This is a genomic window from Bradyrhizobium sp. T-1, assembly GCF_053592855.1.
In genome coordinates this window covers 7,222,571-7,248,850 of record NZ_CM132115.1, presented here as the reverse complement: position 1 = coordinate 7,248,850, position 26,280 = coordinate 7,222,571, and the positions used below count along the sequence as shown (strand labels likewise).

Genomic DNA, 26,280 nt, shown 5'->3' with positions numbered 1-26,280 from the left:
AAATTCTCCGTTACGGACTGGAATGGCGTTTGGCCGTCGCGGCCTCGTTCGTGTCTTCGCAGACCACATTGGCCTCGCGCAGTGCCGCGTAGCCGTCGTCGCCAATGCCGATTTCGCTGAGCAGCTCCCGATTGTGCTGGCCGAGCGCCGGCGCCGGCGTCCGGATCGTGCCTGGCGTCTGCGACAGCCGCGGCACCACATGGTGCATCGGGAGCTGCCCCATGTCCGGGTCCGGATAGTCGGCGATCAGCTCGCGGGCGATGACGTGCGGATCGGCCATGATCTGCGGGGTATCGTAGATCGGGCCGATCGTGACCTCGGCTTGCTCGAAGAAAGCGACGTTCTCGGCCTGCGTCCGTGCTCCGATGAACTCGCCGATGATGGCGTCCAGCTCGTCGGCATGAAGCAGGCGGTCGGCATTGGTGCGGAAGCGCGGGTCGTCGACCAACTCGGGGCGGCCGATAGCGCGGAGCAGCCGCTCGGCCATCTTCTGGATCGAGCCGGACAGGCTGACATAGTGTCCGTCGCTGCATTTATAGGCGTTGCGCGGAGCCGAATTGGTGGAGCGGCTGCCGGTGCGCGGCTTGACCTTGCCGGTGAGCCGGTAGTTCGCGGCCTGCGGGCTGAGGATCGCGAACAGCGGATCGAGCAGCGGCAGGTCGACGACCTGGCCGCGGCCACCCTTCATCTCGACCTCGCGCAGCGCGATCATGGCGGCGGAGGCGCCATAGAGGCCGGCGACGCCGTCGGCAAGATACATCGGGGGTAACACCGGTTCGCGGTCGGCAAAACCGTTGATGGCGGCGAATCCCGACACGCCCTCGATCACGGTGCCGAAGCCGGGGCGCTGCGCGTAGGGACCGTCCTGCCCCCAGCCGGAAATCCGGATGATGACCAGCGACGGATTGAGCGCCAGCAGCGTCTCCGGCGACAGTCCCATCTTTTCCAGAACGCCGGGGCGGAAGCTCTCGATGAAGATCCGGGTCGATGGCACCAGCTTCCGGATGATGTCGATCGCGCGCGGATCGCGCAGCGACAGGCACAGGCTCTTCTTGTTGCGCGAATAGACTTTCCAGTGGGTCTCGACGCCCTCGGTTTTCCAGGCGCGCAGCGTGTCCCCTTCGGGCGGCTCGACCTTGATCACCTCGGCGCCGAAGTCGCCGAGGATCTGGGTCAGCACGTTGCCGGCGAACAGCCGCGACAGGTCGAGGATACGGACACCATCCAGCGTGCCGCTGCGACCGGGCTCATAATCGCGGGCGTGCAATTGGCTCATGGCTTGACCTCGGTTGCGATTGTGTCGGCCAGCGCAACGACGGCGCGGGCGCGCTCGACGAACGGCTTGTCGATCATGTGGCCGTCGACCAGATAGGCGCCGATGCCGCGGGCGTCGGCGTCCGCAGCGGCGGTCACGACCTTGCGTGCCCATGCGATCTCGGTCGCGTCGGGCATGAATGTCTCGTTGGCGATCGCGATCTGGCTCGGATGGATGCAGCTCTTGCCGGCAAAGCCGTGCTTTCGTGCCGCCAGGCATTCGGCGCGGTAGCCGTCGATATCCTTGACCGCGGCAAAGGCGCCGTCATAGGCGGCGATCGCGCCTTCGGCGGCAGCGAAGCGGACCGCAAGTCGGATATGGGCGAGCGCGTCGCGGTCGGACCTGCTGATGCGGCAGGGCTCGAGCAGATCGGCATAGCCGATCTGCAGCCCCATCACGCGCGGATGCGAGGTGGCGAGTGCGGCGGCGTTCCGTAGGCCCTTGGGTGTCTCGACGTTGAGCAGCACGCCAACCTGTCGCGACGAAGTCTCCAGCCTTTCGATCCGCGCGATAGCCTGGCTCACCGCATCCGCGTCCTCGGCCATCGGCAGGTTGATGATATCGACCACGGCTCCGGCCATCGCTTCGATGTCGGCGTCGAATTCGGCGGTGTCGAACGCGTTCACCCGGACCACGATGGATTTGCGGGTAGGCGGCAGCTCGCGCAGGAATCTGGCCAGCAGCGCACGCGCCTGCGATTTCTGGCTTTGGGCGACCGCGTCCTCGAGATCGAACGACAGCGCGTCGGCGGCGGAGTTCAACGCCTTGTCGAACAGTTCGGGCCGCGAGGCCGGAACGAACAGCTTGCTTCGCATCAGCATGCCTGTCGCTCCACTCAGATGACCTTGAAGTGGGCCATCGCGATGATCGCGAGCGTCACCGTGATGGCGCCACCGATTCGGGTCGCGACCTGCGCGAACGGCATCAGTTCCATTCGTTCGGCAGCGGTCAGGATCATGACGTCGCCGGTGCCGCCGAGTCCGCTGTGGCAGGCGTTCACGATCGCCGTCTCGATCGGATACATCCTCAGCAGGCGGCCGACATAGAATCCGCTCGCCGTCAGCGTCACGATGGTCGCGATGATGGTGATCAGATTGGCGGGGTGGAACGCTTCGACCAGTTCATGCCATGGCGTCAGCGCCACCGCGGTGGAGAACAGCAGCGGATAGGTAACCGCGGTGACGAAGAAGCGAAACACGACGCGCGCGCCTTCCTCCAGCGAGGCCGGCACCGCCTTGAGCAGCTTGACGAGCACGACCAGGAACAGCATGGCGACCGGGGCCGGCAGGCCGATCAGGCCGTGAATCAGCGTGCCGAACACGTAGATGGCGATGCCGGTGATGCCGCCGGCCGCGACGGTCGCGACGTCGACGCTGGTGACGCCAGCATGCGCGTGGTCGCGGACGGTATCCGCCGCAACGTCGGCGCCCGGCTGGAGCTGGCCGTCGCCGGTGAGATCCGGTCGCCGCTTGCCCAGCGAATTCAGGGCGCCGCAGCAGATGATGGCGACGAGGTTGCCGAAGAACACCAGCGGCAGGATCTGGCCGAGCATGGCGCCCTGGTCGAGCCCCAGCGCCTCCGCATACCCGACCGAAAGCGGGATCGCGCCTTCGCCGACGCCGCCCGCCATCACGGGGACGACGACATAGAGGATCGAGCGCCAGAAGCCGATCCCGCACAGCCAGCCGACCGCACCACCGACGCCGAGCGCGAGGATCGAGCCGCTCACCAGCGGAATGAAGATCTTGACGAATCCCTGGATCAGCACGCGCCGGTCCATGCTCAGGATCGAGCCGACGACGACGGCGGTGATGAAGAGATAGATGAAGTTGGTGGACTTGGTGAAATTCGTCACCTGCTGCACCAGCGGCGCCGGCAGCAGCTGATGCGCGACCAGGAACGACGGCAGGAAGATCGTCACCAGCGAGGAGCCGCCGATCACGTTCAGAATCGGGATCCGCCGCCCGATCTCGGCGCAGGTGAAGCCGCCGGCGACGAGCACGGCGATCATCACCGTGACCTCGCCGGAAATCTTGCCCTTGAAAGAGAAGGCCGCGATCAGGCCGAGCAGGAGCAGATAGACCGGCAGCGGGATGATGCCGACCCTGATCTGCATCAATCGCTGCAGGACATTGGAAGTGGATGTCTCGGCCGTCGGCGCGCGCTCCGTGACCGGATGCATGGGACCTGCCACCGCATTGGTCGTCATCGTTCCCTCCTGAAGTTCCGATAGGCGCGGCCCGGTTGCGTGTCCGGCCGTCGGGGCGACCTTGCGGGAGGCTACAGCTTGCGTAAAATGCATTAATTGCAATTTTTCATGAGAAATATGCATGAAGATCCCGATCGACGGCGTCCAGGCCTTCGTCCATGTCGCTGAGCTCGGCAGCTTCAATCGGGCGGCGGATCATCTCTTCATCACCCAGACCGCATTGACGCGCCGCATCCAGCGGCTTGAGGCTTTTGTCGGGCTGCGTCTGATCGATCGCACCACGCGCTCGACGGCGTTGAGCCCGATGGGGAAGGATTTTCTGCCGCTGGCGCGCCGCATCGTCGATGACCTCGTCCATGGTCTCGACCGGCTGCGCACGACGTCGCGCCTCGGAGTCGGCGACGTCACGCTGGCGACGCTCCAATCGGTCGCGTTCCGGCAGTTGCCGTTGGCGCTGCGCATGTACGCCAGGAAGTATCCTCACAATCGCGTTCAGCTGCTCGAGCGGTCCGGCGCGCTCGTCACCGATGCGGTGCGCGAGGGCCGGGCCGACTTCGGTATCCACATCCAGCAGGAGGCCAATCCCGATCTCTCCGAGGAGATGCTGGTGCGTGATCCCTTTGTTCTGGTCTGTAGCCGCGCGCATCCGACCTCGAAGCTGAAACGGGTGACGTGGTCGAGCCTGGCGGGCATCGACCTCATCACGCTCGGCGGCGCCAGCGGCAACCGCCGCATCGTCGAGACGCAGCTCGTCAAGGCAGGGCTGGAGACGCGAGGCCGCTTCGTGGTCGAGAGCACGCCGAGTGCGATCGCGCTGGCGCGGGAGAATGTCGGCGCGGCAATCCTTCCCGCGGCAATGAACGCGACCGCGGTCGCGACCGGCTTGGTCGAGGTGCCACTGTTCGATCCGGTCCTGTACCGCACGATCGCTCTGGTGCGGCGGCGCAACGAGACGCTGTCACCTGCCGCCAGCGCACTCTACGGAATCATCAAGACACGGCTGTCGAGCGGCAGGCGATGATATCGGGCAGTTCCGCTGGCCGGAAAATCGGGCGAAACGATTTCTGTTGCCTTGGCCGGATATCTGTACGAAGAGCGTCTGAAGAGCCACAATCGACGATCCGAAAAGGGAGAAAACAATGCGTGAAGCCGTCATCGTTTCCTACGCGCGCACGGGCCTCGCCAAATCCGGCCGCGGTGGGTTCAACATCACGCCGCCGATGTCGCTCGCGGCCCACGCCATTCACCACGCGGTCGACCGCGCCGGGGTCGACAAGGACTATGTCGAGGACTGCTATCTCGGCAATTGCGCCCATGGCGCGCCGAACATCGGCCGCCAGGCTGCGCTGCTCGCCGGCCTGCCGAAGTCGACCGGCGGCGTCTCGGTGAACCGCTTCTGCTCCTCGGGCCTGCAGACCATCGCGATGGCCGCCAACTCGATTCGCTCGGACGGCGCCGACTGCATCGTCGCCGGCGGTGTCGAGAGCATCTCGATCCCCGGTGGCGGCACGCCGAAGGAATCGATCGATCCGGAGCTCTTGAAGACGGCGCCCGACATCTTCATGGCAATGATCGACACCGCCGACATCGTCGCCGAGCGTTACAAGCTCAGCCGCGAATACCAGGACGAGTATTCGCTGGAATCGCAGCGCCGCATGGCGGCAGCCCAGCAGGCCGGCAAGTTCAAGGACGAGATCGTCCCGATGAAGACCAAGATGAAGGTGGTCGACAAGGCCACCAAGGCCGAGAGCATCGTCGACTACGTCGTCGACCGTGACGAGTGCAACCGTCCCGAGACCACGCTCGAAGGCCTCGCCAAGCTGGAGCCGGTGAAGGGCCCGGGCAAGTACGTCACCGCCGGCAATGCCAGCCAGCTCTCCGACGGCGCTGCCGCCGTGGTGCTGATGGAAGCCAAGGACGCCGAGAAGCGCGGCCTCAAGCCGCTCGGCCGTTTCGTCGCGTGGGCTGCGGCCGGCTGCGAGCCGGACGAGATGGGCATCGGCCCGATCTTCGCCGTTCCGAAGCTGCTCAAGCGTCACGGCCTGAAGATCGACGACATCGATCTCTGGGAGCTCAACGAGGCCTTCGCCAGCCAGTGCCTCTACTCGCGCGACAAGCTCGGCATCGATCCCGAGAAGTACAACGTCAATGGCGGCTCGATTGCGATCGGCCATCCCTTCGGCATGACCGGCGCCCGTCTGACCGGCCATTTGCTGCAGGAAGGCGCGCGCCGCAAGGCCAAGTGGGGCGTCGTCACCATGTGCATCGGCGGCGGCCAGGGCGGCGCCGGCCTGTTCGAGATCTACAGCTGATCTGAACGCGCAGAGATGTGAAAGGCACGGCGCTTGCGGCGCGCCGTGCCTTTTTCGTTGCGCATCCGGCGCCGCGAAACTATAAGCCTCGTGTCGGAAAAGGCAGATTTGGTCTGGTCAGCCCAAATCCTTTCGGTAACGAAAGCTCTGGTCTTTGGCCTTGTGCACGAGATCCCCACGACGAACAGCGGGCGCCACGCAGGCGCTCAATTGTTCGTCCGTGTGATCCTCGAAGCTCTGGGAACGCTCCGGTCGAACATCGACCCGAGGAGCGTCTCATGCAAACTCAATCCAAAAATCTCTACGATGTCGTCATCGCCGGTGCCGGCCCGGTCGGCCTGTTCCTCGCCTGCGAGCTGCGGCTCGCCGGCCTCTCGGTGCTGGTGCTGGAGCAGGCGCAGGACCCGCACGCTGCGCTGAAGCAGCTCCCGTTCGGCCTGCGCGGCCTGTCGATCCCGACAACCGAGGCCTTTCACCGGCGCGGCTTGCTCGACGAGATCGTCGCCGCCCAACGCGCGAAGTCAGGCGCGATCAGGAGCGCTGCGCACTGGATGCAGCAGGCGCGACGGCCCGCCGGCCATTTCGCCGGCATCCAGTTCTTTCAGGATGATATCGATGCCGCGCAATGGTCCTGGCGCCTGCCGACCCCGGCCGATGCCGGCGTCGCCGTCGACCTGGACACGCTCGAATCCGTTTTGGCGGTGCGCGCATGCAGCCTGGGCGTCGACATCAGGCGCGGGTTTGGCGTGAATGCGATTGCGGCCTCGGACGATGACGTGACCGTGCAGGCGGCCGGGGAAACCTTTTGTGGACGCTGGCTCGTCGGTTGCGACGGCGGCCGCAGCACGGTGCGCAAATCTTGCGGATTCGACTTCGTCGGCACCGACCCCGAATTCACCGGCTATTCCATCGAGGTCGAGCTGGCCGATGCGGAGAAAATCAGCCCCGGCCGCAACTACACGCCGACGGGCATGTACACCTACGCGCCATCAGGCACGATCGCGATGGTCGATTTCGACGGCGGTGCGTTTCACCGCACCGCGCCGATCAGGATCGAACATTTGCAGGGCGTCTTGCGCCGCGTCTCCTGCACGGATGTCACCATCACTGGGCTTCGACTTGCCGCCACATGGACGGATCGGGCCCGTCAGGCATCCAGCTATCGCAAAGGCCGCGTGCTGCTCGCGGGCGATGCCGCGCACACCCATTCGCCGCTGGGCGGCCAGGGCCTCAATCTCGGTCTTGGCGATGCGATGAACCTCGGCTGGAAGCTGGCTGCGACCGTCGGTGGCCACGCGCCGGATCGTCTCCTCGACACCTATTTGCGCGAGCGGCATTCCGTCGGCGCGCAAATCCTTGACTGGTCGCGCGCGCAGGTCGCGATCATGCGGCCGACGCCGAGCGCCCGCGCGCTCCAGGCCATCGTCCGCGATCTCATCGCGACCCGCGACGGCGCGACCTATTTCGCCGAGCGCGTGCGCGGCGTTTCGCTGCGCTACGATCTTGGCGGCCGCCATCCGCTTGTCGGCCGCAGCGTTCCCGATTTCGAACTCGCTGACGGCACGACGACCGGAGACAGTCTCAGGGCAGCGAAAGGCCTGTTGCTCGACTTCGACACGCGTGCGCCGCTTCGCGCGCTTGCAAGCGGCTGGATTGATCGGATCGCGTATGTTGCAGGCGAGCCGAGGGACCGGTTGGGCCTGAGCGCCGTGCTGGTGCGCCCCGATGGTTTCGTTGCCTGGGCCGGCGACGGTGCCTCCGATCATGAGGAAGCGGCTGAGGCCGCGTTTCGATGGTTCGGCGAACCGGCGGCACGCAGAACTCCGTGAGCGCCACAAAAGTCGGTTGTGCACCTTTGCGTGCATTGTGTCACAATGCACGTAATCTTACGTGCCCGCAAATTAACGGAAGTTTTGATCCGTTGGCGCCTCATCAACCGCATTGATCACAACCGGTTTTCAACGATGCGTTTTCTCTCTCTTCGCCTCACTCACAAGATCACCGCGATCGGCGTCATCGGCGTCGCCAGTGTCGTCCTCATCGGCGGCATTCACCTCTATGGCGAGCGCGCGATGGGTGTCTATCGCGACGCCGCCGAGAACGCGCGCACGATCTTCGAGCTGAACGGCCGGATCGCGGTCGAGCTGCTCGAAGGCCGCCGCGCCGAGAAGGATTTCCTGCTGCGCAACGATGCGAGCAAGGTCCAGCGCCAGATCGAGATCGGCAAGGAGGTTGCCCTCGACATCGATAAGCTCCGCGGCAGAATTGCGGCTCTCGGCAAGCCCGAGCTGGTGCAAAGGATCGACGCGATGAACGCGTCGCTGAAGGCCTATCAGACGCGTTTTGCTGCGGTGGTCGAGGAGAGGCTGCGTCTTGGGCTGGATGAGAATTCAGGCCTCGAAGGCCGCCTGCGCGCCTCCGTCCACGAGATCGAGAGCAAGGTCGACCAGCTGCATGATGCCTCGCTCAAGGTGATCATGCTGATGATGCGCCGGCACGAGAAGGATTTCATGCTGCGTCGCGACGCCAAATACGGCGGCGAGATGAAGAAGCGCGCCTCGGAATTCCTGGGCGGCATCGATGCCGCCGCCATTCCCGAGGCGGCAAAGACCGAGCTGCGGCAGAAGCTTGCCGACTACCAACGCGATTTCTCCGCCTGGATGGAGACCGCCTTGCGGCTGGCGACGGAATTGAAGGCGATGTCGGAAGCGTTCGCGGCGGTCGAGCCCGTGATCGAGCAGGTGTCGAAATCGGTCGATACTCTCCGCCTCGAGGCTGACCGGCTGAACGAGGCCGAGCGGGACGGCATCCAGTTCTGGATCGCCATTGCGATCGCGCTGGTCGCGACCGGCGTGCTCGGCCTCGGCATCTTCATCGGCCGTTCGGTCTCGAAACCGCTCGCGGCGATGCGGGCGGCGATGATCGAGCTCGCCAAGGGCAATTTCGCCATCGTGCTGCCAGGCCTCGGCCGTCCCGACGAGATCGGCGAGATCGCGCAGGCGGTCGAGACGTTCAAGATCAACGCCGAGCAGAAGGCGCGCGAGGAGGCGGACGAGAAGATCAGGCAGGACAAGCTCGCGGCCGAGCGCCGCCGCGCCGACATGATCAGGATGGCCGACGATTTCGAGGGCGCGATCGGCGAGATCGTCGAGACGGTGTCCTCGGCGGCCACCGAGCTCGAGGCGTCCGCGACCTCGCTGACCTCGACCGCGGGGCGGTCGACCGAGCTTGCCACGCTGGTCGAGGCCGCCTCGGAAGAGGCCGCCACCAACGTGCAGTCGGTGGCGTCCGCCGCCGAGCAGCTGACCGCCTCCGTCAACGAGATCAGCCGCCAGGTGCAGGCCTCCGCGCGCATTGCCGGCGAGGCCGTCAGCCAGGCGGGCCACACCAACGATCGCGTCGGCGAATTGTCGAAGGCGGCCGCGCGCATCGGCGACGTGGTCGAGCTCATCAATGCCATCGCGGGCCAGACCAATCTGCTGGCGCTCAACGCCACGATCGAGGCGGCGCGTGCGGGCGAGGCGGGCCGCGGCTTTGCCGTCGTCGCGTCCGAGGTGAAGGCGCTGGCCGAGCAGACCGCGAAGGCGACCGGCGAGATCGGTCAGCAGATCGCCAGCATCCAGGGCGCGACCAACGAGTCCGTCGGCGCGATCAGGACCATCGGCGGCACCATCGAGCGCCTGTCCGAGATCTCGTCCACCATCGCGGCCGCCGTCGAGGAGCAGGGCGCCGCGACCGGCGAAATCTCGCGCAACGTCCAGAGTGCGGCGATCGGCACCACGCAGGTCAGCGCCAATATCAGCAATGTGCGGCAGGGCGCGGTCGAGACCGGTTCGGCCTCGACCCAGGTATTGTCAGCGGCCAGATCGCTGTCGGGCGACAGCAACCGCCTCAAATTCGAGGTCGGCAAATTCCTGGAGACGGTGCGCGCCGCATAGGCCTCACGCCCGCGCCGCCACCGGCGCGAACGTCACTTCGATCAGCGTCCCCGACGTCCCCGCGCTCCTGATGGTGAACTGGGCGCGGTTGGCTTCGACCAGGGCCTTGGTCAGCGACAGGCTCAGCGCCGAACTGTCCGAGGCGTCTCCGGGCGGTGGGGTGCGGAACGGCTCCATCGCGGCGGCGACTTCCTGCTCGCTGAGGCCATGGCCGGTGTCGCGGATGCGAAGCGCGATCTCGCCGCGGTCGGACTGTGCGGTCGAGACGATCACCTGGCCGCCGGCACTCGCAAGCCGGATCGAGTTCGAGATCAGATTCATGGTCACCTGGCGCAGCGCGCGCGCGTCCGCCGTCACCTGCGGCAGCGCATGCGCGAGCGAGGTGCGGATGATGATGCGCTCGCGGTTGGCCTGCGGCTGCATCACGGTGACACAGGCCTCGACCAGGTCGTTGAGGTTGAGGTTGGCGAAGACGAGATCGAGCTTGCCGGTCTCGATCCGCGACAGCTCCAGCAAATCGTCGATGATGGTGATCACCCGCTCGCCGGAGGCGCGGATGTCCTTCATGTATTCGCCGTAGCGCTCGTTGCCGAGCGCGCCGAAGCGCTCGGAGATCATCACCTCGGCAAAGCCGATGATGGCGTTGAGCGGCGTGCGGATCTCGTGGCTGATCCGCGCCAGCATGTCGGCCTTGGCATTGGCGGCGCCGTCGACCAGACGGCGCGCCTGCGTCAGCTCGCTCTCGCCTTTCTTCGCATGGGAGAGATCGCGGAACACGGCGAAGAAGTTCGGACCATCCGGCCGCGTCCGGCCCATGATCATGGCGAGCGGCAGCACGCCGCCTTTCTTCTCGCGGCCCAGCACCTCGCGGCCGTGGTCGAGCAGGCTCGCAATGTCCTGGCTCTTGAGGCTGTCGAGATAGTCGAGCACGACCTGCTGGCTCTCGGGTGCGAACAGCGTCGCCAGGTTCTGCTGCAGCAGCGCCTCGCCGTCATAGCCGAACAGCGCTTCGGCGCTGCGGTTGCAGGCGTGGATGTTGCCCTCGGCATCGAACATCACGATGCCCTCGGCCGTGGTGTCGAGGATCGCGGCGAGGTCTTCGGCGTCAGCGTCTCCGGCTTCGGGTTCGAGCTCGGGCGCGTAGACCAGCGGCTCGTCGATCTCGGTCTCGGCGGCCACCGGCGGCGCGACAACCGGGGCGACGATCATGGGTGCGGCTTGCGGCAGCGCGCAGATCAGCGCATGCGCGCTCTCGCCGTTCCAGTCGATCGTGTGCAGATGCGCTTCCGTCGTCGCCAGCGGCTGCTCGCCATTGGCGATGGCGGCGCTGATCGTCACCGGCGTGCCTGCTTGCGACGTGCTGCTGGCGGCGGAGACGCCCGGCTCGACATAGAGCGCGTCCAGCCCGCCGGCATCTTCCAGCGCATTGATGCTGGCATAGCCCATGCGCGCGAGAAAGGCGGGGTTGGCGTAGAGCAGGCGATCGAGCCGGTAGATCAGGATGCCCGTCGGCAGCAGGTCGAGCAGCGTGCGGTCGCGCGCGCTGTCGCCGCGCGCGGGCGGCGCCGGCTCGGTCAGCCATTCGGCCGCGGCGGGCGGCGCTTCGGGCTCCGGCGGTTCGGGTGTGATCTCCGCGGCCGGCGGCTCGTTTGCGGCGGACGCAATCTGCTCGCGCTCGCGTTCGAGCCGTTCGGACAATTGCCGCGCCAGCTCGTTGAACGCGCTGTTCTCGACCGGTGTCAGCGTCGGCGATCTCTGATCACTTTGTGATCTGAGATCACCGGGGGCGCGGAACGGCACGACATTCGGAGGCGTTTCCACTGGCGTTTCCGGATCGGTTGGGTGTGAATTCGCTTCGGTTGTGGGTTCGGGCAGTTCGGCGACAGGCTCAGGTATCGGTTCGGGCTCAGGCGGCGGAGCCTCGACCTGCAGAGGCGGCGCCTCTGCCTCTGCCGCGGGCGTGGGCTCCGGCTCAGGCTCGACCACATCGGCGGAAAGGCCGTGCTGCGCGACCGGCGCGGCGAACAGCTCGTAACGGCGCAGCGCATCGAGCCGGTTGAGGCCGTCGAGATCGCGGCAGACGCCAAAGCCCTTGAAGCCCGCGAAGTTGCGCGCGTGGTCGTAGACCGGCAGGCCGGCAAGCTCGACCGGCAGATGCTCGCCGCCGTCGGCCGGCCAGTTCACGGTGATGCCGGCCCAGGTGTCGTGGCTCGCCAGCGCCTGCGCGACGCGGCCCTCGGGATCGAGCGAAAATTCGTCGGCGATCTCGCGCCAGGGCCGGCCGAAGCCGGCGGCGGTGTGCGTGCCCATCAGGCGAATGAATTCGGCTGACGCCAGCACAAAGCGCCCCTCCGCATCCATCTGCCAGAGGAAGCGCAGCGGATGCTGGCGCGGTGTCTCCGCATTGGCAGACTGCGGCTGCGCATGTCCGGGCGGCTCGACCATGGCTGAGGTGATCGGCGCGGCTTGCGGCGGCACGATGGCTGCGGGCGGGTTTTCAACCGGTGTTTCCGGCGCGGCATCCGCCGCATCCGTGATCGTCTCCGAGACAGGCTCTGCGGCCGCTTCCGTCGCGGTGTCCTGGATCGTGACGATCTCGCTCGCCGTTTCCTCGGTCGTCACCACGCTCGCAGGCGGCGCGGGCGCGATCGTCTCGTCCGGCTCTGCCGTCTCGTCCAACTCGGCAAAGGCATCGAACAGGTCGATTCCCGCGACGGGCTCGCTCGGCGTCTCCGCGGCTGGCGGCACAGGCTCAACCGCCGCCTCCAGCGCCGATGCAGGCTCCGCTTCAGGCGCAGGATCCGGCAAGCTCTCCGCAACAGGCGCCGCTTGCGGCGGCGCCGGCTCGATCAGCGCGACCAGACCGACATCGCTGCCGACGCCGACCCGCTGCAGCACCATCTTGCCGATGCCGATCGGCATCTCGACGCGGCCTTGTCTCAGCGCATCGCTGCGGGCCTGGTCGAGCCCGGCCTCGCCGAGATCGCGAAAGCCGAGCAGGGGCCGCGCCGCCTCGCTGGCGCCGGCGAACATTCCGTCCGGCGCGAACGCCGCCATCGGCGTGGTTGCGCCGTCGACCAGGCGATGCAGCCGCTCGACCAGCGACATGCTGCGCGCGCCTGCATCCATCGCGGTGACGAGCACGCCTTCGCCGCCATCGGCAAAGGTGAGCCGCGCACAGGCGCAGGTCATCAGCGTGCCGAGTCCGGCGCCGAAGCCGCGCAGCCGCTCCAGCCTGACCGCGCCGTTTCCGGACAGCCGGCGCGCCAGCTGCACGACCTGGCGGCGATGGCCATCGGCGGGGCCGAATGTTTTTTGGGCGAGGGCCGCCGCATTGGCCGCCCCGAAGAATTTTGCGCCGACCGCGTTGGCCCACAGTACGCGGCTGCCATCGAGCGACCACAGCCACGCCGGCAGCGGAGAGGTGGCGTGCACGGACAGCCTGGGATCGCCGACGCCTCGCAACTGGAAATCCGAATTGGTCATCGGCGGGCTTTAGGTCTCGCTGTCACGCTTCACGTCGGGACTGCCGGGAATGACAGCCTTAAGAAAGGGTTAGTATCGCGCGCGGGCGCGGGCAGGTCCACGGCCCCAGCCTATGAGGGGTGTCCTAATGCCGCGATAACCTTAATCCGGCCGCCCCCGCAAGCAGCCGCCTTGCTGCATCCGCAGGATTCAAGCGGGGGGAAGGGGCGTGATACCGCCAATACCGTCAGCCGCGCCGCGATGGGCGACCCAGGCGAGGCATCAGTCCTCGCCGTCATTCCGGGGCGCGACGAAGTCGCGAGCCCGGAATCCATCGGGCCGCAGAGATGGTCGATGGAAGGATTCCGGGCTCGCGCTGCGCGCGCCCCGGAATGACGGGCACGGAAATACCTCAACCACCGGTTCCCCACTCGGGGAACCTCGCCTTCAGGATTAAATTCTTGCAACGCACGCGAGATCACGTTTGCGTTGCACAATGTTGACATGTTAGGCAGCCATACTACTGGGCGCTGGACGAGCCATCTCGTTTGTTTTGCGTTCCAGTCTTTCGTACCCGCCAGTCGTAAGAAGAAATGGCCCCGGTTGGGTCGGCGGGCGCGCCAGAAGGCTCACTCCATTTTTCATTATCGCGAGGGACCAACCATGACAGGTGCGACTGATCCGTTTTCTGCCTCGATCATCCCGTTCGAGGTTCCCGAGCAGGTGCGTGCGTTCGCCGAGAAGGGCGTTTCGCAGGCCCGCGAGAACTACGCCAAGTTCAAGGACGCCGCCGAAACTCACAACGGCACCGTCGAGGCCGTGTTCGCCTCGGCCAGCAAGGGCGCGAGCGAGTACACCGCCAAGCTGATGGAATTCGCCAAGGCCAACACCACGGCCCATCTGGATTTCACCCAGGAGCTGCTCGGCACCAAGTCGCCGACCGATGCCTTCCAGCTCTGGTCCGGCCACGCCAAGACCCAGCTCGAGACCTTCCAGGCCCAGGCCAAGGAGCTGGTCGAGATCGCCCAGCGCGCCGCCAGCGCGACCGCCGAGCCGATCAAGGCCTCCGCCTCGAAGTTCTACCCGGCCGCCTGATCAAAAAGGCGGATCGATCCAATTAGGAAACCCGGGCCTTAAGGGCCCGGGTTTTTTGTCACCTCTCCCGGAGGGAGAGGTCGGATCGCCCCGGCGATGCGAAGCATCGTCCGGCGCGAGCCGGGTGAGGGGATCAGGTCTCACGAGGTAAATCGTGGACAGCCGATCGAATCCAAGGATTTATCGCGCTGGAGAGGGGCAAATATCGGGTTTTGCGGCCTTGCCAAAGGCGGCCGTTGCACCTAGTTTCCGCCCCGTTCAGCCCCCTCGGTTGTCGGCCCTCTCAGGGCGCCCCCAAGGGCGGCTCGCAAGGATGCAGTTGTAGCTCAGTTGGTTAGAGCGCCTGTCTGTGGAACAGGAGGTCGGTGGTTCGAGCCCACCCAACTGTACCAGCGCCGGCAGAGACCTGGCCCGCGATCCTGCAACGTCCCGATCACCAAGCTTCGGGGCCCGTCCAGCCTCAAGGCATATGCCCACGGGGTGCGTCGCCATCGCCTTGGCTCGCCACCAACGGCGAAAGGCCATCCACCGCGCCAAACCCCCACTTCAACGTATGAGCCCCAGCCGATAGGCCATTTCGTTTGAACTCCCTCTGGATCTACGCCCAGATCGGCCTGCAACGCTCAACCTTGCCCGATTGACGCTCGGAGCCGAGCGGCCCAAAGTTGCGTCGAGGCAGCCGTTGGCGCACCAATGTCAGACCTTAACGAGGTCAGCAGGAAGCTCGTCGCAGTCTTCGCGGCAGACGTCGAGGGCTACAGTCGGCTTATGGGCGACGATGAGGTCGGCACCCTGAAGGGTCTCACCGAGCGCCGTGCCATTCTGGATAAGCTCATCGGGCAGCATCGAGGCCGCATAGCGAACACGGCGGGCGATAGTGTTTTGGCCGAGTTTGGCAGCGCAGTGGAAGCCGTGCAATGCGCCGTGGACGCGCAAACCGCGTTGGCCGAAGCCAACGCCAGTCTCAAATCCGATCATCGCATAAGCTTCCGGATCGGTATCCACATTGGTGACGTCATGATCCGCGCCGGAGATCTCTTCGGCGACGGTGTGAACATTGCCGCACGACTGCAGTCGATTGCGAAAGCGGGCGGCGTGTGTATTTCCCGTGCCACCTACGATCAGGTGCACAAGGTTCTGCCGATGGCCTTCGTGGATCTTGGTGTTCAGACGGTGAAGAACATCCAAGAGCCGGTCAGGGCCTATCACGTCGCGGCGACACCAACGGAAACACAAGAGGCTGCTTTCACGCATTTCGCCGAGGTCGAGAGCCCGCCTCCGATCCCCGACAAGCCTTCCGTTGCGGTGCTCCCGTTCCAGAACATGTCCGGTGATCCCGAACAGGCGTATTTCGCCGATGGGATGGTTGAGGAAATCATCACCGCCCTCTCGCGCTTCAAATCGCTGTTCGTGATCGCACGCAATTCCAGTTTCACCTTCAAGGATCGGGCTGTCGACATCAAGGACGTTGGACGCGCGCTTGGCGTCCGCTACGTCCTTGAGGGGTCCGTGCGCAAGGCATCGGGCAAAGTTCGTATCACTGGACAGTTGATTGATGCGATGACAGGGGCGCACCTGTGGGCGGACAGGTTCGAACGCGATTTGGCGGACATTTTTGCTCTGCAGGACGAAATAACGACCGCTGTCGTCTCGGCAATTCATCCAAAATTGCTCCAAACAGAAATTGCAACACGGCGACGGCCGGAGAACCTCACGGCCTACGATTTTTTCCTCCGCATGATGCCGCAATATTACCTAGCCACGCGCGAGGGAATGGCAGAGGCGATACGTCTGGGCGATCGCGCGTTGGAGTTGGATCCGCGTTACGGGTTTGTGGCCGCGATCGTGGGGGCCTGCCACATGCTCAATATCTTGTGCGGCCACTCGAGAGATCCGCAATCCGACCGCACGGAAGCGGTTCGACTGCTGAGAGTGGCGATGGGTGTCGACGACGACGATGCGGAGAAGCTGGCATTTGTCGCCGCGACCCTGGCGTTCACGGGCGATTATGAGAGCAGCATCGAAATCGCGGACAGGTCGGTCGCGCTCAACTCGAATTCGTTTCATGCATGGCATGGCAGGGGGACGGTCTACAGGATTGCGGGCTTGCCTGAGGAAGCCATCCGAAGCCAGAAAATCGCGATGCGCTTGAGTCCGGTAGACCCGCTGCTATTCCAGTCTTTCAACGTCATGGGGCTGGGCCTGATCGAGCTTGGTCGCTTCGATGAGGCCGTCGCTGCTGCGAAGAGGGCTCTCCGTCTGAATCCCTCCTTTCCCCCAGCGTATTACTGTCTCACCTCCGCTCTCGCGCATCTCGGACGTGAAGCAGAGGCGCGCGAGGCAGCGGCCCGTCTTCTTCAAGCCGACCCCGCCTTTACAATAGCCGGGCGGATCGCCGGGAGCGCGCAATCATCGAAACGGATCATCGAGGGCCTGAGGAAGACCCAGTTGCCGGAATGAGTTCGGGGTATGTATCTCCTCGTTCTTTGTCGACGACGCGGGCCTGTCACTGAAATTATCGTGTCTCACGTCAGGGGTGCAGTCCAGCACTGTCACCGTAACCGTCAGGCTGCCATGCGCGCCATCTATGAAAATTTGTCGTGGGGGAAATGATCCGTCCGGTCAGAATACATCTCGACACATCCGACTACTCGGCCATGCACGATGCGCCGACCGGCAGCCCTATTCAGAAAGTTCGAGAAAGGCTTGCCGTGTTGGCGGGATGCGGCCGGATCGAGATCGGACTATCCTACCACGTGGTTTTTGAATTGCTGCAACGAGCAGACGCCGAGCATCGAGGCAATCGTCTATCTCGGGCTCGACTGCTTTCTGAGCTTTGTGGGCTGAACGCATTTCCCTATCCGACCGATCTAGGTGAGGGGCATCGCTTCTCGAAAGAAGGACTCTGGCAGCCCCGCATAACCCTCAACGATCACGAGATCGAAGCAATCGTTGGTCAATTTATTGAGTCGGCTAAAAATGATCCCGAAACGACAACTCACGTTCGGTGCATTGCAGCAAGGCGCAATTACCTGCGTCGGTGGGCCGAAGAGTACCCCGACCGTTTTGCGGCCCTAGCTTACAAGAATTGGCCAGTAATGTTCGGCAGATCATTAGTGGAGGATGGAACGTTTGGCAGGTACGTCGCGGGCTCAATGAGTCGTGACGAAGCGAACCGAAGAGTATGGTTCTTTATCAACGATCCCGCATCAATCTATGAACTGTGGTTTGAGCAGTGCAACTGGGATTGCCCGATCATAGAGAGACGAGACAACATTGCGGGCACATTCGCCAAAATGCTGGGAGAATTCCGGAGCATGATGGCGGGTACGAAGGATTTGCGGACCAGGATCACCGCCGAACTAAATGCCACGGGGGATGAAGCTCTATCACCGGACGGGCGTTCGCAACTCCTACAATTGCGGAGAGACCGGAAGACATTTCGCGAAGAAATATCTTCGCCGCAGCAGTTATGTGAAGACGTCCCGATTTGGAAGCAGCTATTCGGAGATGAGAGCGCTCTCCTCGCTGCTGAAGTCCTCTTCGCATTTGAGCGCGATGGGCGGTCGATCAAAGAGTCGGATGGTATCGATTTCGTGCATGTGATGTACCTGCCGCATACCGACCTCTGGCGAGGCGACCGTGCCTTTTCGGGCCTTCTCAAGAAGCATAAGGTTAGCTTCAGCGAGCGCGTCGTGCCTACACTGCTTGAACTCCCCGCGAGAATCGAGGAGATAGATACCATCGAACCTGGGAAAGAATGAGCGCGCCGCTCGACCACCATTTCATTCCAGCTTTCTTCCTCTCCCAGTGGGCCGGGGCAAACGGAAAGCTGATCGAATACACGACTAAGCATGGCAAGCTGATTTCAAAGTCTGTTGGGCCACGAGCTACGGGCTTTGAGCCCCAATTGTATTCCTTCCCCGAATTACCGCCCGACGTGGCTCAATTCCTCGAACAGAAGTTTTTTGACTATGCCGATCGGGTCGCCGCGGATGCGCTCAAACTTCACCTGAGCGGAAGTTCGACAAGCTGGACAGTTGAGCTAATCAGCGCGTGGTCGCGTTTCGTGATCGCTCTGCACTTCCGGCATCCTGACGCGATGCCCGAGTTTCGCGTTGCGGCAAAATCAGTATGGGATGGGAATGGAGCAAAGTATCAAAAGGAATACGAGGCAATCAAGAAACCCGAAGACCCTCCAACATTTGACGAGTATTTGGCCGCCAAAGACCCACTCGTCGGCACGAAAGTACACGTCAATTCGATCATCAGGATTTTCGACAACGAGGTTCTCGGCAAGCACCTCAACAACATGAAATGGAGCGTGCTTGACGTTTCAGCGTCGAACCACCGTTTCCTGCTGTCGTGCCGTCCGGTGTGCTTTGCGAATTTGAAGGAACGGCATGGTGTCGTGTATCTGCCTATTGGCCCAACGAAGCTTTTTGTCGCCGCAAACGATCCTGGCTCATTGCGGCAGCTGAGGGCACTTCCACCGCGGGAGCTCGTACATAACCACAACAGGTTTATAGTCGGTCGGGCACGTCGATTTGTGTGGGCTCATGATGAATCGCAAACTGCATTTATTGCGAAATGTATGTCGAAAGATATGGAAGCGACTCCGCTCTTTCCGGGCATCGGCTATTACCCGGATGATGAAAGGCAGGCAGGTGATGGAGAAATCGCCGACAGGCCAGCAGAAGGCACTGGTAGATGAGGCCCTCTTCCTGCGAGGCCGGATTATCGCGTCGTATTCGCAGGTCGAGTTCATCTGGCCGACTTTGCCGTAAAGGTCGGATTGCGATTTCCGTATCGAGTCCAAGATCGGATAAAGGCCGCCGAACGAATTGCAGAGGACGAGGGATACGAACCGTATAGAGCCGACCTGGAGCGTCTGTGCGATCAACTACTCGCATACGACGAGATCCGGCATTTAATGGCGCACGGCTTCCTTCGTCTCGATACGGATAAGGCAGGGAACCATCGATTTGAGTTCTTGCGTTATGAGCGAGAAGGGGAAGGCAAACATCGCTTGATGCAAGGTCGCAAAAAAGAAGTACAGCGGCTCCGCGACGCCGCCGAGGATATCACTCGGTACTGCGAGGAGGTATTCACACTATTCATAAGAATCTACCGCGAGAAAGGCATCGAGAAATAGAGGCCTTTGCCGGATCAATTTGCACTCACCGAAAGATTACGGTGACGGTGCACTAAACTCCCGGAAAGTGGGCGCATAGATTTGCCCTTCTCCCGCAATTTCCTTGAACTCCGATCCGAGAGGCCGCAGACCTTGGGGCGGCCTCAGCGGCAGGCCATGATCTTCTGGCCGTTCGGGCCGATCTCCTCCCGCAACGTGCAGGAGCGGGTGTTGGAGGGCGGATTGTACCGCTGCCACTGCGCGTCGAGCCGGGCCTGGATGGACGGGTTGCGGTCGAGGGACACGCGCTCGCCGGCGAGCGAGGCCGTCGGGGCAAGCAGGATCAGCGAGAAGGCGGCCGCGCGGAGGGTAGTCATAGGGGACTCCTTGATGATGCCCCCGACTGCTAGACGGACGGCATTAAAGATCCGGCCGCCGAATGGCTCGACCTTTAGGGAAACATTGGTCAAGGCCAGGGCACTAAGCTCAGAATCGTCCAGAGCGCGTGCTATCATCCGCTGGTCAGAACTAATCGATGCGATCCCGCGAACACTGACAGCGCTGCATCGTCACTGATCCCCAACAATCCGAACAAGCTCCACCTCAAGCTTCAACCCCGGCGATTGCTTCGCAAACCCCGTACAGGACGTGGACGCGCCGTCGACCGAGCGGCCGGACACGACAATGTCGATCTCATCCAATCCGAAGACGCCGGGCGGCCCCGGCTCTACGCGTCGGGCGGAAAGACTGGCTTTGAAGTGCTCGCCCTGCTGCGTCCAGTTTCCCGCATAGGCAAACGTGGAATCGCCGCCGCTCAGTTTCCCGTCAGGGCCGAACTCGACCACGCCGGCGCCTTCACCGACCGGCGTCTTGAACCACACGGAATATTTGCCCGGGGTGATCACTGAGGCCCACCCTTATCGACCGGTATCAGGGCCGAGTTGAGCCAGATCAAAATGGCTATCGCGTGGCGGGCGCGTGTTCCGCGGCGTCTGCAACCTCGGGCCAGACGGACCTCCGCGGCGCGTTATCTCCTCGCTACCTCACCCCTGCCGCCACCACCAGCACCACCACCGGCAACGTCACCGCCGCCAGCAGCGTCCCCAGCGCCACCGCGCCCGAGACCGGGTTGACCAGCCGCTGATACTGAACCGCAAAGATGTACGCGTTCGCGCCGGTCGGCATCGCCGCGAACAGCACGATGACGCCGGCGGCGACCGGCGGCAGGCCGAGCAGCTTCGCCAGCAGATACGCGATCGCCGGCATCGCCACCAGCTTGAGCGCGCTCATCACGACGACGCTTCCCATCTCGCCCTTCACCTCGAAGCGAAACAGATTGATCCCGAGCGCGATCAGCGCGGCCGGCGATCCCGCTTGCGCGAGCAGCTCGATGGTCTTGTCGACGACGGGGTTGAGGCCGAGGCCGGTGAAGCGCCAGATGACGCCGAAGCCGATGCCGAGCATCAAGGGATTGCGCGCGAGATCTGCGAGCACCGGACGGATGACCGCGAGCGGCGAGCCCGTCCGCTTGCGGTTGACGAGCTCCATCTGCAAAATACCGCACAGCCACAGCAGCGGCGTGTTCACCGACAGGATCAGCGACATCGGCCCGGCGGCCTCGTTGCCGAGCGCCGAGAGCACCAGCGGAATGCCGAGCATCACGATGTTGCCGTAGACCGAGCCGATCGCGAACACGACGCCGTCCTCGCGGTCCTCGCGCCGTTCGCGCATGAGCGCCGAGATTGCCATCGCCGCGATCCAGGTCAGCGCGAGCGCGCCGTAATAGGCGCCCCACATCCGCCAGGGGCTGACGTCGGGGAATTCCGACACGACGATGGTGCGAAACAGCAGCGCGGGGATCGCGATGCTGAAGGCGAATTCGGAGATGCCCTTGTGCGCGCCCTCGGAGACGAAGCGAAACAGCACCGACGCATAGCCGGCGGCGATCAGCGCAAACACCGGTGCGACGATCAATACGGTGGCCATGCGGTTCTCCCCCTCACGGGGAGATCAGGCCCACCACCCCACGCGCGTCTCGATGCTGCCATCATGCCGGTGTTTTGCCCGACGTGTCAAAGGAAATTCGTAAAATCCGCAAGGTCGACGAAATTCGCGAGGGGCGCCGGTGATCTGGCTACGGTGCATGGGGTTGTTTTCGCGGTTTGGGTCGGAGGGGAGGAGTTAGCTGGGCCTGCTGTGGCCGCGCGGGGAGGTGGAGCGAGCCCGGAGCGTCGCCCTCAAGCCTATTCGACGTCGTCCCTGTTGCCGAGACCGCACACGCGCCGTTTTTGCCTTACCCCTCGTTGCCAACCAACGCCCGTTCACCCACACTCCCGTCCGACTCGACATTCTGGGGGGATCGATGCCGGCATCGCGCTTCAAGACATCCATGGCTGCTGCAGCCCTCTCGCTGGCGCTCGCCGTTCTGGTGCTGCCGGGCCGGGGCTTTGCCTACACGCCCGAGGAGGAGCAGGCCTGCACGCCGGATGCGATGCGGCTCTGCAGCGAGTTCATTCCGAACGTCGATGCCATCACCGCCTGCATGATCCGGAAGAAGGCGCAGCTGACGCCGCAATGCGCGGTGTTCTTCCGCCGCGGACCGGAGCCGGGCGAGGCGCGCCGCGCCGGCAAGCCGACCAGCATCACGCCCGTCGTGGCGAAGAAGACGAGCAAGCCGAAGACGACCAAGAAGAAAAAGACCGAGGACGGCTAGGCACCCCGTCACGTTCGCTTCTCGAAACGCGTGACGCCCCTCCGTCAGGATGACGGGGCGGCGTCAGCCACGCGACAGCCACCGGACTCGTTTTGTTCGCGGACCCTGCGCGCACGCCTGCAGCGATTGCGCTTCGCATGCGATGGAAAAGCTCGTCGCGTCGATTTGCGCGGCCAGGTTGCAGTCGGGTTTTTCCGGCGTGATGGCCTGGAAAACACGCGATTGCCCGTGCGAACGGCGATTCATGACAGTTCATGTCTGTCGTCGCGCGCGGCAGTGTGACTCAAAAGCCAACACCCCTTGTTATTTCGTGGCGGCAACGCAACTGCCGATAAATTTTTCTTTCACGAATCAGCGCGGTGATTCATTTTCGCGGCCTGGGGTCAATCTGGAGGCCAGAGGTATGAACGTTATTGTTTTTGCATCGCGTAAAGGCGGCTCGGGCAAGAGTACCCTGGCTGCACATCTCGCTGCGCAGATCAAGGCGAGCAAGCAGGTGATGCTCGTGGATGCGGATCCGCAGGGCTCGCTCACGCTGTGGCACAAGCTGCGCGGCACCAACGAACCGCCGATCAAGGCAGCCGTGAACTCGGTCAGCGGCATCGTCTCCGCGGCCAAGCGCGACGGTTACGAATGGGTGTTGATCGACACGCCGCCGAACCTGTCGGCCGTCGTCGACGACGCGATCAAGAATGCCACCATGGTGGTGATCCCCGCACGGCCCGGCGTGTTCGACGTCAACGCGGTGCAGGAAACCATCCAGATGTGCCGCGCGGCGCGCAAGCCCTACGCGGTCGTGCTCAACGGTGCGCCGGCCAAGCGCGACGAAGCCGAGAGCCCGATCGTCACCATCGCCCGCGAGGCGCTTGCCAAGTTCCGCGCGCCGGTGTGGGGCGGTCAGATCACCAATCGTTCGGATTTGTTGATGGCACTCAGCCACGGCGAAGGCGCGCGTGAGTATCAGGCCGAGAGCCGTGCTGCCCAGGAAATTGCAAGGCTGTGGGCGGCGATCGAGCGTTCAGTCAAAGCTATTCGCGGCACGGCGTCGGCATCCGGCGCAATGCACAAGCAGGCGGCATAATTTCATCAATCATTTCCCCGGACGACAAACGCGCGGAAGTCCGCGCGTTTTGCGTTTTCGCCCTCAGCTGTCATTCGGGGACGGCGCGCAAGCGCCAGACCCGGAGTCTCGAGATTCCGGATTCGCCCTTCGGGCGCTCCGGAATGAGGACACGAAGGTTACGCCACCATCAGCATGTAAAAGACGATGACCGGCGACAGCGTCAGGATCACCGACCAGATGCCGACGGCCCAGATGATGTCTTCGGTGGAAAAGCCCTGCTCGGCGTCGTAATGTGACGCCGCATCATTCTGATTATTCAAATTCGCCCCCGCGATTTCTTCGCTTATGGGGTGAACGATACGCACGATGTTTTAAAATTCCAGGTTGCAGCTCCGCTCGCATTTTGAGCGCATTTGCGACCTTCGCTTAACTATCCCGTCAGCCTGCCAGCCAGACGCGAAACAGCAGCACCGGCATCAGGCCGAGCACCACGGCCCAGAAGCCGAACGAGGACACCACCAGAATTCCCTGCAAAAGATCGGCAGGCGCGAAGGTTTCCGCCGCAGTCGGGCGAACGCGTTGCCCCATGGTCATTCCCCCTTTTGAAAGTCGTTGAGGGAGAACGATAGGCGCCATTGCGTAAACGAGACGTGGATGCGCCATGCGGCGACAGCGAAGGCCATTCGCCTCCGGTTAACCAAGGCCGGCGTTCTCGCAACTCCCCCCGCTGTTGCGGGGAGAGGCGAGGGAGAACGTTACGCTGCGACTTTCATCCGCCGCTCGATCTCGCGGTCGAGCGTGGCGGCGAGCTCGCTGCTCACTTCCACCATGGGCAGGCGCACCTCGGGGCTGTCGATCAAGCCGGTCCGCCACAGCCAGTACTTCGCCGGTGCCGGGCTCGGCTCTGCGAACAACAGCCGCGTCAGCTCCGCGACCTCCCGCCAGCGCGCCTCTGCCGCATCGGATTGCCGCGCTTCAGCTCGGCATGGACGGCGGCAAACGTCGCGGTCTCGAGATGGGCGGACAGCAAGATGCCACCGTCGGCGCCGTCGCTGAGCGCCTCGAAATAGTTCGCGTCCTCGCCGGTCAGCACATGAAAGCCCTTCGGCCGGTCGCGCAGCAGCGCGATCGACTGTTCGCGGCTCGCGCCGCAATCCTTCAGCCCGATGATGTTGGGATGCTCGGCGAGCCGCAGCAGGGTCTGGTTGGTGATGCCGACGGCACAGCGATAGGGAATATTGTAGAGCGCGAGCGGCCAGGCCGCGTGATCCGCCAGTGTCTCGAAATGGGCGAGGATGCCGCGCTGCGACGGTCGCACGTAATAGGGGCTCGCGATCAGATAGAAGTCGATCGGCCAGTCCGCGGTCTCGTCGAGCCGCTCCTTCATCCGCGAGCTGTCCGCGCCTGATAGCCCAAGCCCGATCGGCAGCGTGCGGCGGCCGGCCGCCATCTCATCGCGGACGATGGCGACGAGGCGCTCGAGCTCGGCGTCGCGCAGCGTCATGCCTTCGCCCGAGGTCGCCCCGAGAATAAAGCCGTCGATGGCTTGGGTGCAGTAGTGCCGCGTCAGCCGCCGCAGCGACACCTCGTCGAGGCGGCTGTCGCGAAACGGCGTCACCAGCGGCAGCCAGAGTCCATGCATATGGGTTCGCAGATCGGTCATGGTCTTATCTCCTTCTCAAATGAACCTGAGACGGAGGGCACATGAAAAAACCCCGTCCAGGTGGCGGGGTTTTCCGGATTGGCTCGCGATGACGAAGTCGGCCTAGCGCGCGCAAAAATCCGAGGTCCCCGGATGGGGGCCTTTTTTCGAGACGATTGCGCACGACTTCGTGATCATTCGCAAATGATGCGGGGTATGCCCAAAGCTGTCAATACACGCGGAAGGCGAAAGCCGATTTAGACAGAAAAAAAGCCGGACCCGAAGGGCCCGGCTTAGGTATTGGCCACGTGAGGCCGACACAATCACCTTCCAAGAGGGATTACTGAACTCCCGCGCCACTGGAGGAGGGGGACAAATGCGCAACGCGAAGGCTCAGCGTACAAGTAGTATGAGCTTGACGAGCGGCATGCAGCAACAGCCGAGGCCGCATGTCAGTCATGCGGAAATCAGGACGGCCAGCGCTGCGCCTTGCTCACCACGAAGTCGCGGAACACCTGCACGCGCGCGACCGTCTTCAGCTCCTCCGGATAGACGAAATACGTATCAAGCTGGATCGAATCCGATTCGCCGAACAGTTGCACGAGCTTGCTCTGTTCCTCGACGAGATAGTCGGGCAGCGCGGCGATGCCGAGGCCTTGCTGACAGGCGCGCACCAAGCCGAGGATGTTGTTGACCTTGAAATAGGCCTCGCGCGGACCCGAGCCGTTGCGACCGGCTTCGACCAGCCAGTTGCGGTTCTGCAAATGCGGCGCGAAGTTGCCGTCGGAGAGCGAGATGATGCGGTGGGCATCGAGCTCTTCCAGCGTGCGGGGCGTGCCGAAGCGCTTGATGTATTCCGGCGAGCAATAGGCGTGGAAGCCCATCGCGAAGAGCTTGCGCTGGATGAGATCCGGTTGCGTCGGCTTGCGGGTGCGGATCGCAACGTCGGCCTCGCGCATCGAGAGGTCCAACTCCTCGTCGGTGACGATCAGCGAGATCCGGATCTCGGGATAGAGCGCAGTGAACTCGCCGAGCCGCGGGATCAGCCAGTTGATGCCGACGCCGGGCGTGGTGGTGATCTTGAGATCGCCGCTCGGCCGCTCGCGGCTGTCGGTCAGTTTCGCGCGCGCCGCCTGCAGCTGCATGAACACGTCATGCGCGGTGCGGAACAAGAGGTCGCCCTGCTCGGTGAGGATCAGGCCGCGGGCATGGCGGTGGAACAGTGAGACCGAAAGCTCCTGCTCCAGTGCCGAGACTTGGCGCGACACCGCCGATTGCGACAGGCCGAGCTGCTCGCCCGCATGCGTGAAGCTGCCCGCTTCCGCCGCCGCGTGAAACACCTTCAGCTTGTCCCAGTCCATATCCGTAAATCCGTCGCGTGTTCGGGGCATGAT

The 26,280-nt window shown here is 63.8% G+C and carries 20 protein-coding genes, 1 tRNA gene and 1 pseudogene; 11 read left to right on the top strand and 11 right to left on the bottom strand.

Annotated elements, in window-relative coordinates; all coding sequences use genetic code 11:
* Nucleotides 1-10: 10 nt before the first annotated feature.
* From ACWAT4_RS34595 to ACWAT4_RS34585, 3 genes are read right to left on the bottom strand one after another with little or no spacing between them, the layout of a single operon-like run.
* Nucleotides 11-1,276, bottom strand: coding sequence for a CaiB/BaiF CoA transferase family protein (locus ACWAT4_RS34595; RefSeq protein ID WP_212296996.1), 1,266 nt, complete (start codon nt 1,274-1,276; stop codon nt 11-13).
* A complete protein-coding gene (locus ACWAT4_RS34590) occupies nt 1,273-2,136 on the bottom strand; it encodes an HpcH/HpaI aldolase/citrate lyase family protein (protein WP_449729202.1) in 864 nt (287 codons plus the stop codon). The genes ACWAT4_RS34595 and ACWAT4_RS34590 overlap by 4 nt, the downstream gene beginning before the upstream one ends.
* Before the next feature lie 14 nt (nt 2,137-2,150).
* Nucleotides 2,151-3,524 (bottom strand): 2-hydroxycarboxylate transporter family protein, encoded by a 1,374-nt coding sequence (locus tag ACWAT4_RS34585; protein WP_249209534.1) that lies wholly within the window; start codon nt 3,522-3,524, stop codon nt 2,151-2,153.
* Between the two features lie 121 nt (nt 3,525-3,645).
* Between ACWAT4_RS34585 and ACWAT4_RS34580 the strand changes: the two genes are divergently transcribed.
* The 4 genes from ACWAT4_RS34580 (at nt 3,646) to ACWAT4_RS34565 (ending at nt 9,774) form a co-directional block, all read left to right on the top strand.
* The gene (locus ACWAT4_RS34580; RefSeq protein ID WP_212296995.1) at nt 3,646-4,545 is read left to right on the top strand and encodes a LysR family transcriptional regulator; all 900 of its coding nucleotides are present in this window, start codon (nt 3,646-3,648) and stop codon (nt 4,543-4,545) included.
* 118 nt (nt 4,546-4,663) lie between these two features.
* Nucleotides 4,664-5,836: a thiolase family protein gene (locus ACWAT4_RS34575; RefSeq protein ID WP_212296994.1), complete on the top strand. Its 1,173-nt coding sequence runs from the start codon at nt 4,664-4,666 to the stop codon at nt 5,834-5,836.
* A 278-nt stretch (nt 5,837-6,114) separates the two neighbouring features.
* On the top strand, nt 6,115-7,665 hold the full coding sequence (locus tag ACWAT4_RS34570) for an FAD-dependent oxidoreductase (RefSeq protein ID WP_449729201.1): 1,551 nt from the start codon (nt 6,115-6,117) through the stop codon (nt 7,663-7,665).
* A gap of 135 nt (nt 7,666-7,800) precedes the next feature.
* The gene (locus ACWAT4_RS34565; RefSeq protein ID WP_449729200.1) at nt 7,801-9,774 is read left to right on the top strand and encodes a methyl-accepting chemotaxis protein; all 1,974 of its coding nucleotides are present in this window, start codon (nt 7,801-7,803) and stop codon (nt 9,772-9,774) included.
* A 3-nt stretch (nt 9,775-9,777) separates the two neighbouring features.
* On the opposite strand, the gene ACWAT4_RS34560 is transcribed toward ACWAT4_RS34565, so the two are convergent.
* Nucleotides 9,778-13,260, bottom strand: coding sequence for a PAS domain-containing sensor histidine kinase (locus tag ACWAT4_RS34560; RefSeq protein WP_449729199.1), 3,483 nt, complete (start codon nt 13,258-13,260; stop codon nt 9,778-9,780).
* A 642-nt stretch (nt 13,261-13,902) separates the two neighbouring features.
* Here ACWAT4_RS34560 and ACWAT4_RS34555 point away from each other — a divergent pair.
* The 5 genes from ACWAT4_RS34555 to ACWAT4_RS34535 all read left to right on the top strand — a co-directional run bounded on the left by ACWAT4_RS34555 (nt 13,903) and on the right by ACWAT4_RS34535 (nt 19,048).
* The gene (locus ACWAT4_RS34555; RefSeq protein ID WP_212296990.1) at nt 13,903-14,334 is read left to right on the top strand and encodes a phasin; all 432 of its coding nucleotides are present in this window, start codon (nt 13,903-13,905) and stop codon (nt 14,332-14,334) included.
* A gap of 315 nt (nt 14,335-14,649) precedes the next feature.
* Nucleotides 14,650-14,726, top strand: a tRNA-His gene (locus ACWAT4_RS34550).
* A 301-nt stretch (nt 14,727-15,027) separates the two neighbouring features.
* Nucleotides 15,028-16,794 carry an adenylate/guanylate cyclase domain-containing protein gene (locus ACWAT4_RS34545; protein ID WP_449729198.1) on the top strand — a complete coding sequence of 589 codons (1,767 nt, stop codon included), beginning with the start codon at nt 15,028-15,030 and terminating at the stop codon, nt 16,792-16,794.
* Nucleotides 16,795-16,943: 149 nt separating this feature from the next.
* Complete coding sequence (locus tag ACWAT4_RS34540; protein ID WP_449729197.1) at nt 16,944-18,098, top strand: hypothetical protein; 1,155 nt, start codon at nt 16,944-16,946, stop codon at nt 18,096-18,098.
* The gene (locus tag ACWAT4_RS34535; protein WP_449729196.1) at nt 18,095-19,048 is read left to right on the top strand and encodes a DUF4238 domain-containing protein; all 954 of its coding nucleotides are present in this window, start codon (nt 18,095-18,097) and stop codon (nt 19,046-19,048) included. Before ACWAT4_RS34540 ends, ACWAT4_RS34535 begins: the two co-directional genes overlap by 4 nt.
* Before the next feature lie 584 nt (nt 19,049-19,632).
* On the opposite strand, the gene ACWAT4_RS34530 is transcribed toward ACWAT4_RS34535, so the two are convergent.
* From ACWAT4_RS34530 to ACWAT4_RS34520, 3 genes are all read right to left on the bottom strand, one after another.
* Complete coding sequence (locus ACWAT4_RS34530) at nt 19,633-19,845, bottom strand: hypothetical protein (protein WP_449729195.1); 213 nt, start codon at nt 19,843-19,845, stop codon at nt 19,633-19,635.
* A 192-nt stretch (nt 19,846-20,037) separates the two neighbouring features.
* On the bottom strand, nt 20,038-20,373 hold the full coding sequence (locus ACWAT4_RS34525) for a hypothetical protein (RefSeq protein WP_449729194.1): 336 nt from the start codon (nt 20,371-20,373) through the stop codon (nt 20,038-20,040).
* 133 nt (nt 20,374-20,506) lie between these two features.
* Nucleotides 20,507-21,454 carry an AEC family transporter gene (locus tag ACWAT4_RS34520; protein WP_449729193.1) on the bottom strand — a complete coding sequence of 316 codons (948 nt, stop codon included), beginning with the start codon at nt 21,452-21,454 and terminating at the stop codon, nt 20,507-20,509.
* A gap of 376 nt (nt 21,455-21,830) precedes the next feature.
* On the opposite strand from ACWAT4_RS34520, the gene ACWAT4_RS34515 reads away from it, so the two are divergent.
* Together ACWAT4_RS34515 and ACWAT4_RS34510 are read left to right on the top strand one after the other, a co-directional pair.
* Nucleotides 21,831-22,181 (top strand): hypothetical protein, encoded by a 351-nt coding sequence (locus tag ACWAT4_RS34515; RefSeq protein WP_212446497.1) that lies wholly within the window; start codon nt 21,831-21,833, stop codon nt 22,179-22,181.
* 403 nt (nt 22,182-22,584) lie between these two features.
* Nucleotides 22,585-23,262 carry a ParA family protein gene (locus ACWAT4_RS34510; RefSeq protein WP_025032179.1) on the top strand — a complete coding sequence of 226 codons (678 nt, stop codon included), beginning with the start codon at nt 22,585-22,587 and terminating at the stop codon, nt 23,260-23,262.
* 158 nt (nt 23,263-23,420) lie between these two features.
* Here the strand turns inward: ACWAT4_RS34510 and ACWAT4_RS34505 are convergent, their stop codons facing one another.
* From ACWAT4_RS34505 to ACWAT4_RS34490, 4 genes and pseudogenes are all read right to left on the bottom strand, one after another.
* Nucleotides 23,421-23,564 (bottom strand): hypothetical protein, encoded by a 144-nt coding sequence (locus ACWAT4_RS34505; protein WP_212296984.1) that lies wholly within the window; start codon nt 23,562-23,564, stop codon nt 23,421-23,423.
* Between the two features lie 118 nt (nt 23,565-23,682).
* On the bottom strand, nt 23,683-23,832 hold the full coding sequence (locus ACWAT4_RS34500) for a hypothetical protein (RefSeq protein ID WP_212296983.1): 150 nt from the start codon (nt 23,830-23,832) through the stop codon (nt 23,683-23,685).
* Between the two features lie 167 nt (nt 23,833-23,999).
* Nucleotides 24,000-24,907 (bottom strand): annotated as a pseudogene (locus tag ACWAT4_RS34495) (4-hydroxy-tetrahydrodipicolinate synthase family protein).
* 446 nt (nt 24,908-25,353) lie between these two features.
* Entirely contained in the window at nt 25,354-26,277 is a 924-nt protein-coding gene (locus tag ACWAT4_RS34490; RefSeq protein ID WP_164938875.1) for a LysR family transcriptional regulator, read from the bottom strand.
* Between the last annotated feature and the right edge of the window lie 3 nt (nt 26,278-26,280).

Bases quoted from the DNA above. Each gene is read 5' to 3' on its own strand.
- ACWAT4_RS34595 (WP_212296996.1), bottom strand. From the start codon at position 1,276: ATGAGCCAATTGCACGCCCGCGATTATGAGCCCGGTCGCAGCGGCACG.
- ACWAT4_RS34590 (WP_449729202.1), bottom strand. From the start codon at position 2,136: ATGCTGATGCGAAGCAAGCTGTTCGTTCCGGCCTCGCGGCCCGAACTG.
- ACWAT4_RS34585 (WP_249209534.1), bottom strand. From the start codon at position 3,524: ATGACGACCAATGCGGTGGCAGGTCCCATGCATCCGGTCACGGAGCGC.
- ACWAT4_RS34580 (WP_212296995.1), top strand. From the start codon at position 3,646: ATGAAGATCCCGATCGACGGCGTCCAGGCCTTCGTCCATGTCGCTGAG.
- ACWAT4_RS34575 (WP_212296994.1), top strand. From the start codon at position 4,664: ATGCGTGAAGCCGTCATCGTTTCCTACGCGCGCACGGGCCTCGCCAAA.
- ACWAT4_RS34570 (WP_449729201.1), top strand. From the start codon at position 6,115: ATGCAAACTCAATCCAAAAATCTCTACGATGTCGTCATCGCCGGTGCC.
- ACWAT4_RS34565 (WP_449729200.1), top strand. From the start codon at position 7,801: ATGCGTTTTCTCTCTCTTCGCCTCACTCACAAGATCACCGCGATCGGC.
- ACWAT4_RS34560 (WP_449729199.1), bottom strand. From the start codon at position 13,260: ATGACCAATTCGGATTTCCAGTTGCGAGGCGTCGGCGATCCCAGGCTG.
- ACWAT4_RS34555 (WP_212296990.1), top strand. From the start codon at position 13,903: ATGACAGGTGCGACTGATCCGTTTTCTGCCTCGATCATCCCGTTCGAG.
- ACWAT4_RS34545 (WP_449729198.1), top strand. From the start codon at position 15,028: ATGTCAGACCTTAACGAGGTCAGCAGGAAGCTCGTCGCAGTCTTCGCG.
- ACWAT4_RS34540 (WP_449729197.1), top strand. From the start codon at position 16,944: ATGATCCGTCCGGTCAGAATACATCTCGACACATCCGACTACTCGGCC.
- ACWAT4_RS34535 (WP_449729196.1), top strand. From the start codon at position 18,095: ATGAGCGCGCCGCTCGACCACCATTTCATTCCAGCTTTCTTCCTCTCC.
- ACWAT4_RS34530 (WP_449729195.1), bottom strand. From the start codon at position 19,845: ATGACTACCCTCCGCGCGGCCGCCTTCTCGCTGATCCTGCTTGCCCCG.
- ACWAT4_RS34520 (WP_449729193.1), bottom strand. From the start codon at position 21,454: ATGGCCACCGTATTGATCGTCGCACCGGTGTTTGCGCTGATCGCCGCC.
- ACWAT4_RS34515 (WP_212446497.1), top strand. From the start codon at position 21,831: ATGCCGGCATCGCGCTTCAAGACATCCATGGCTGCTGCAGCCCTCTCG.
- ACWAT4_RS34510 (WP_025032179.1), top strand. From the start codon at position 22,585: ATGAACGTTATTGTTTTTGCATCGCGTAAAGGCGGCTCGGGCAAGAGT.
- ACWAT4_RS34500 (WP_212296983.1), bottom strand. From the start codon at position 23,832: ATGGGGCAACGCGTTCGCCCGACTGCGGCGGAAACCTTCGCGCCTGCC.
- ACWAT4_RS34490 (WP_164938875.1), bottom strand. From the start codon at position 26,277: ATGCCCCGAACACGCGACGGATTTACGGATATGGACTGGGACAAGCTG.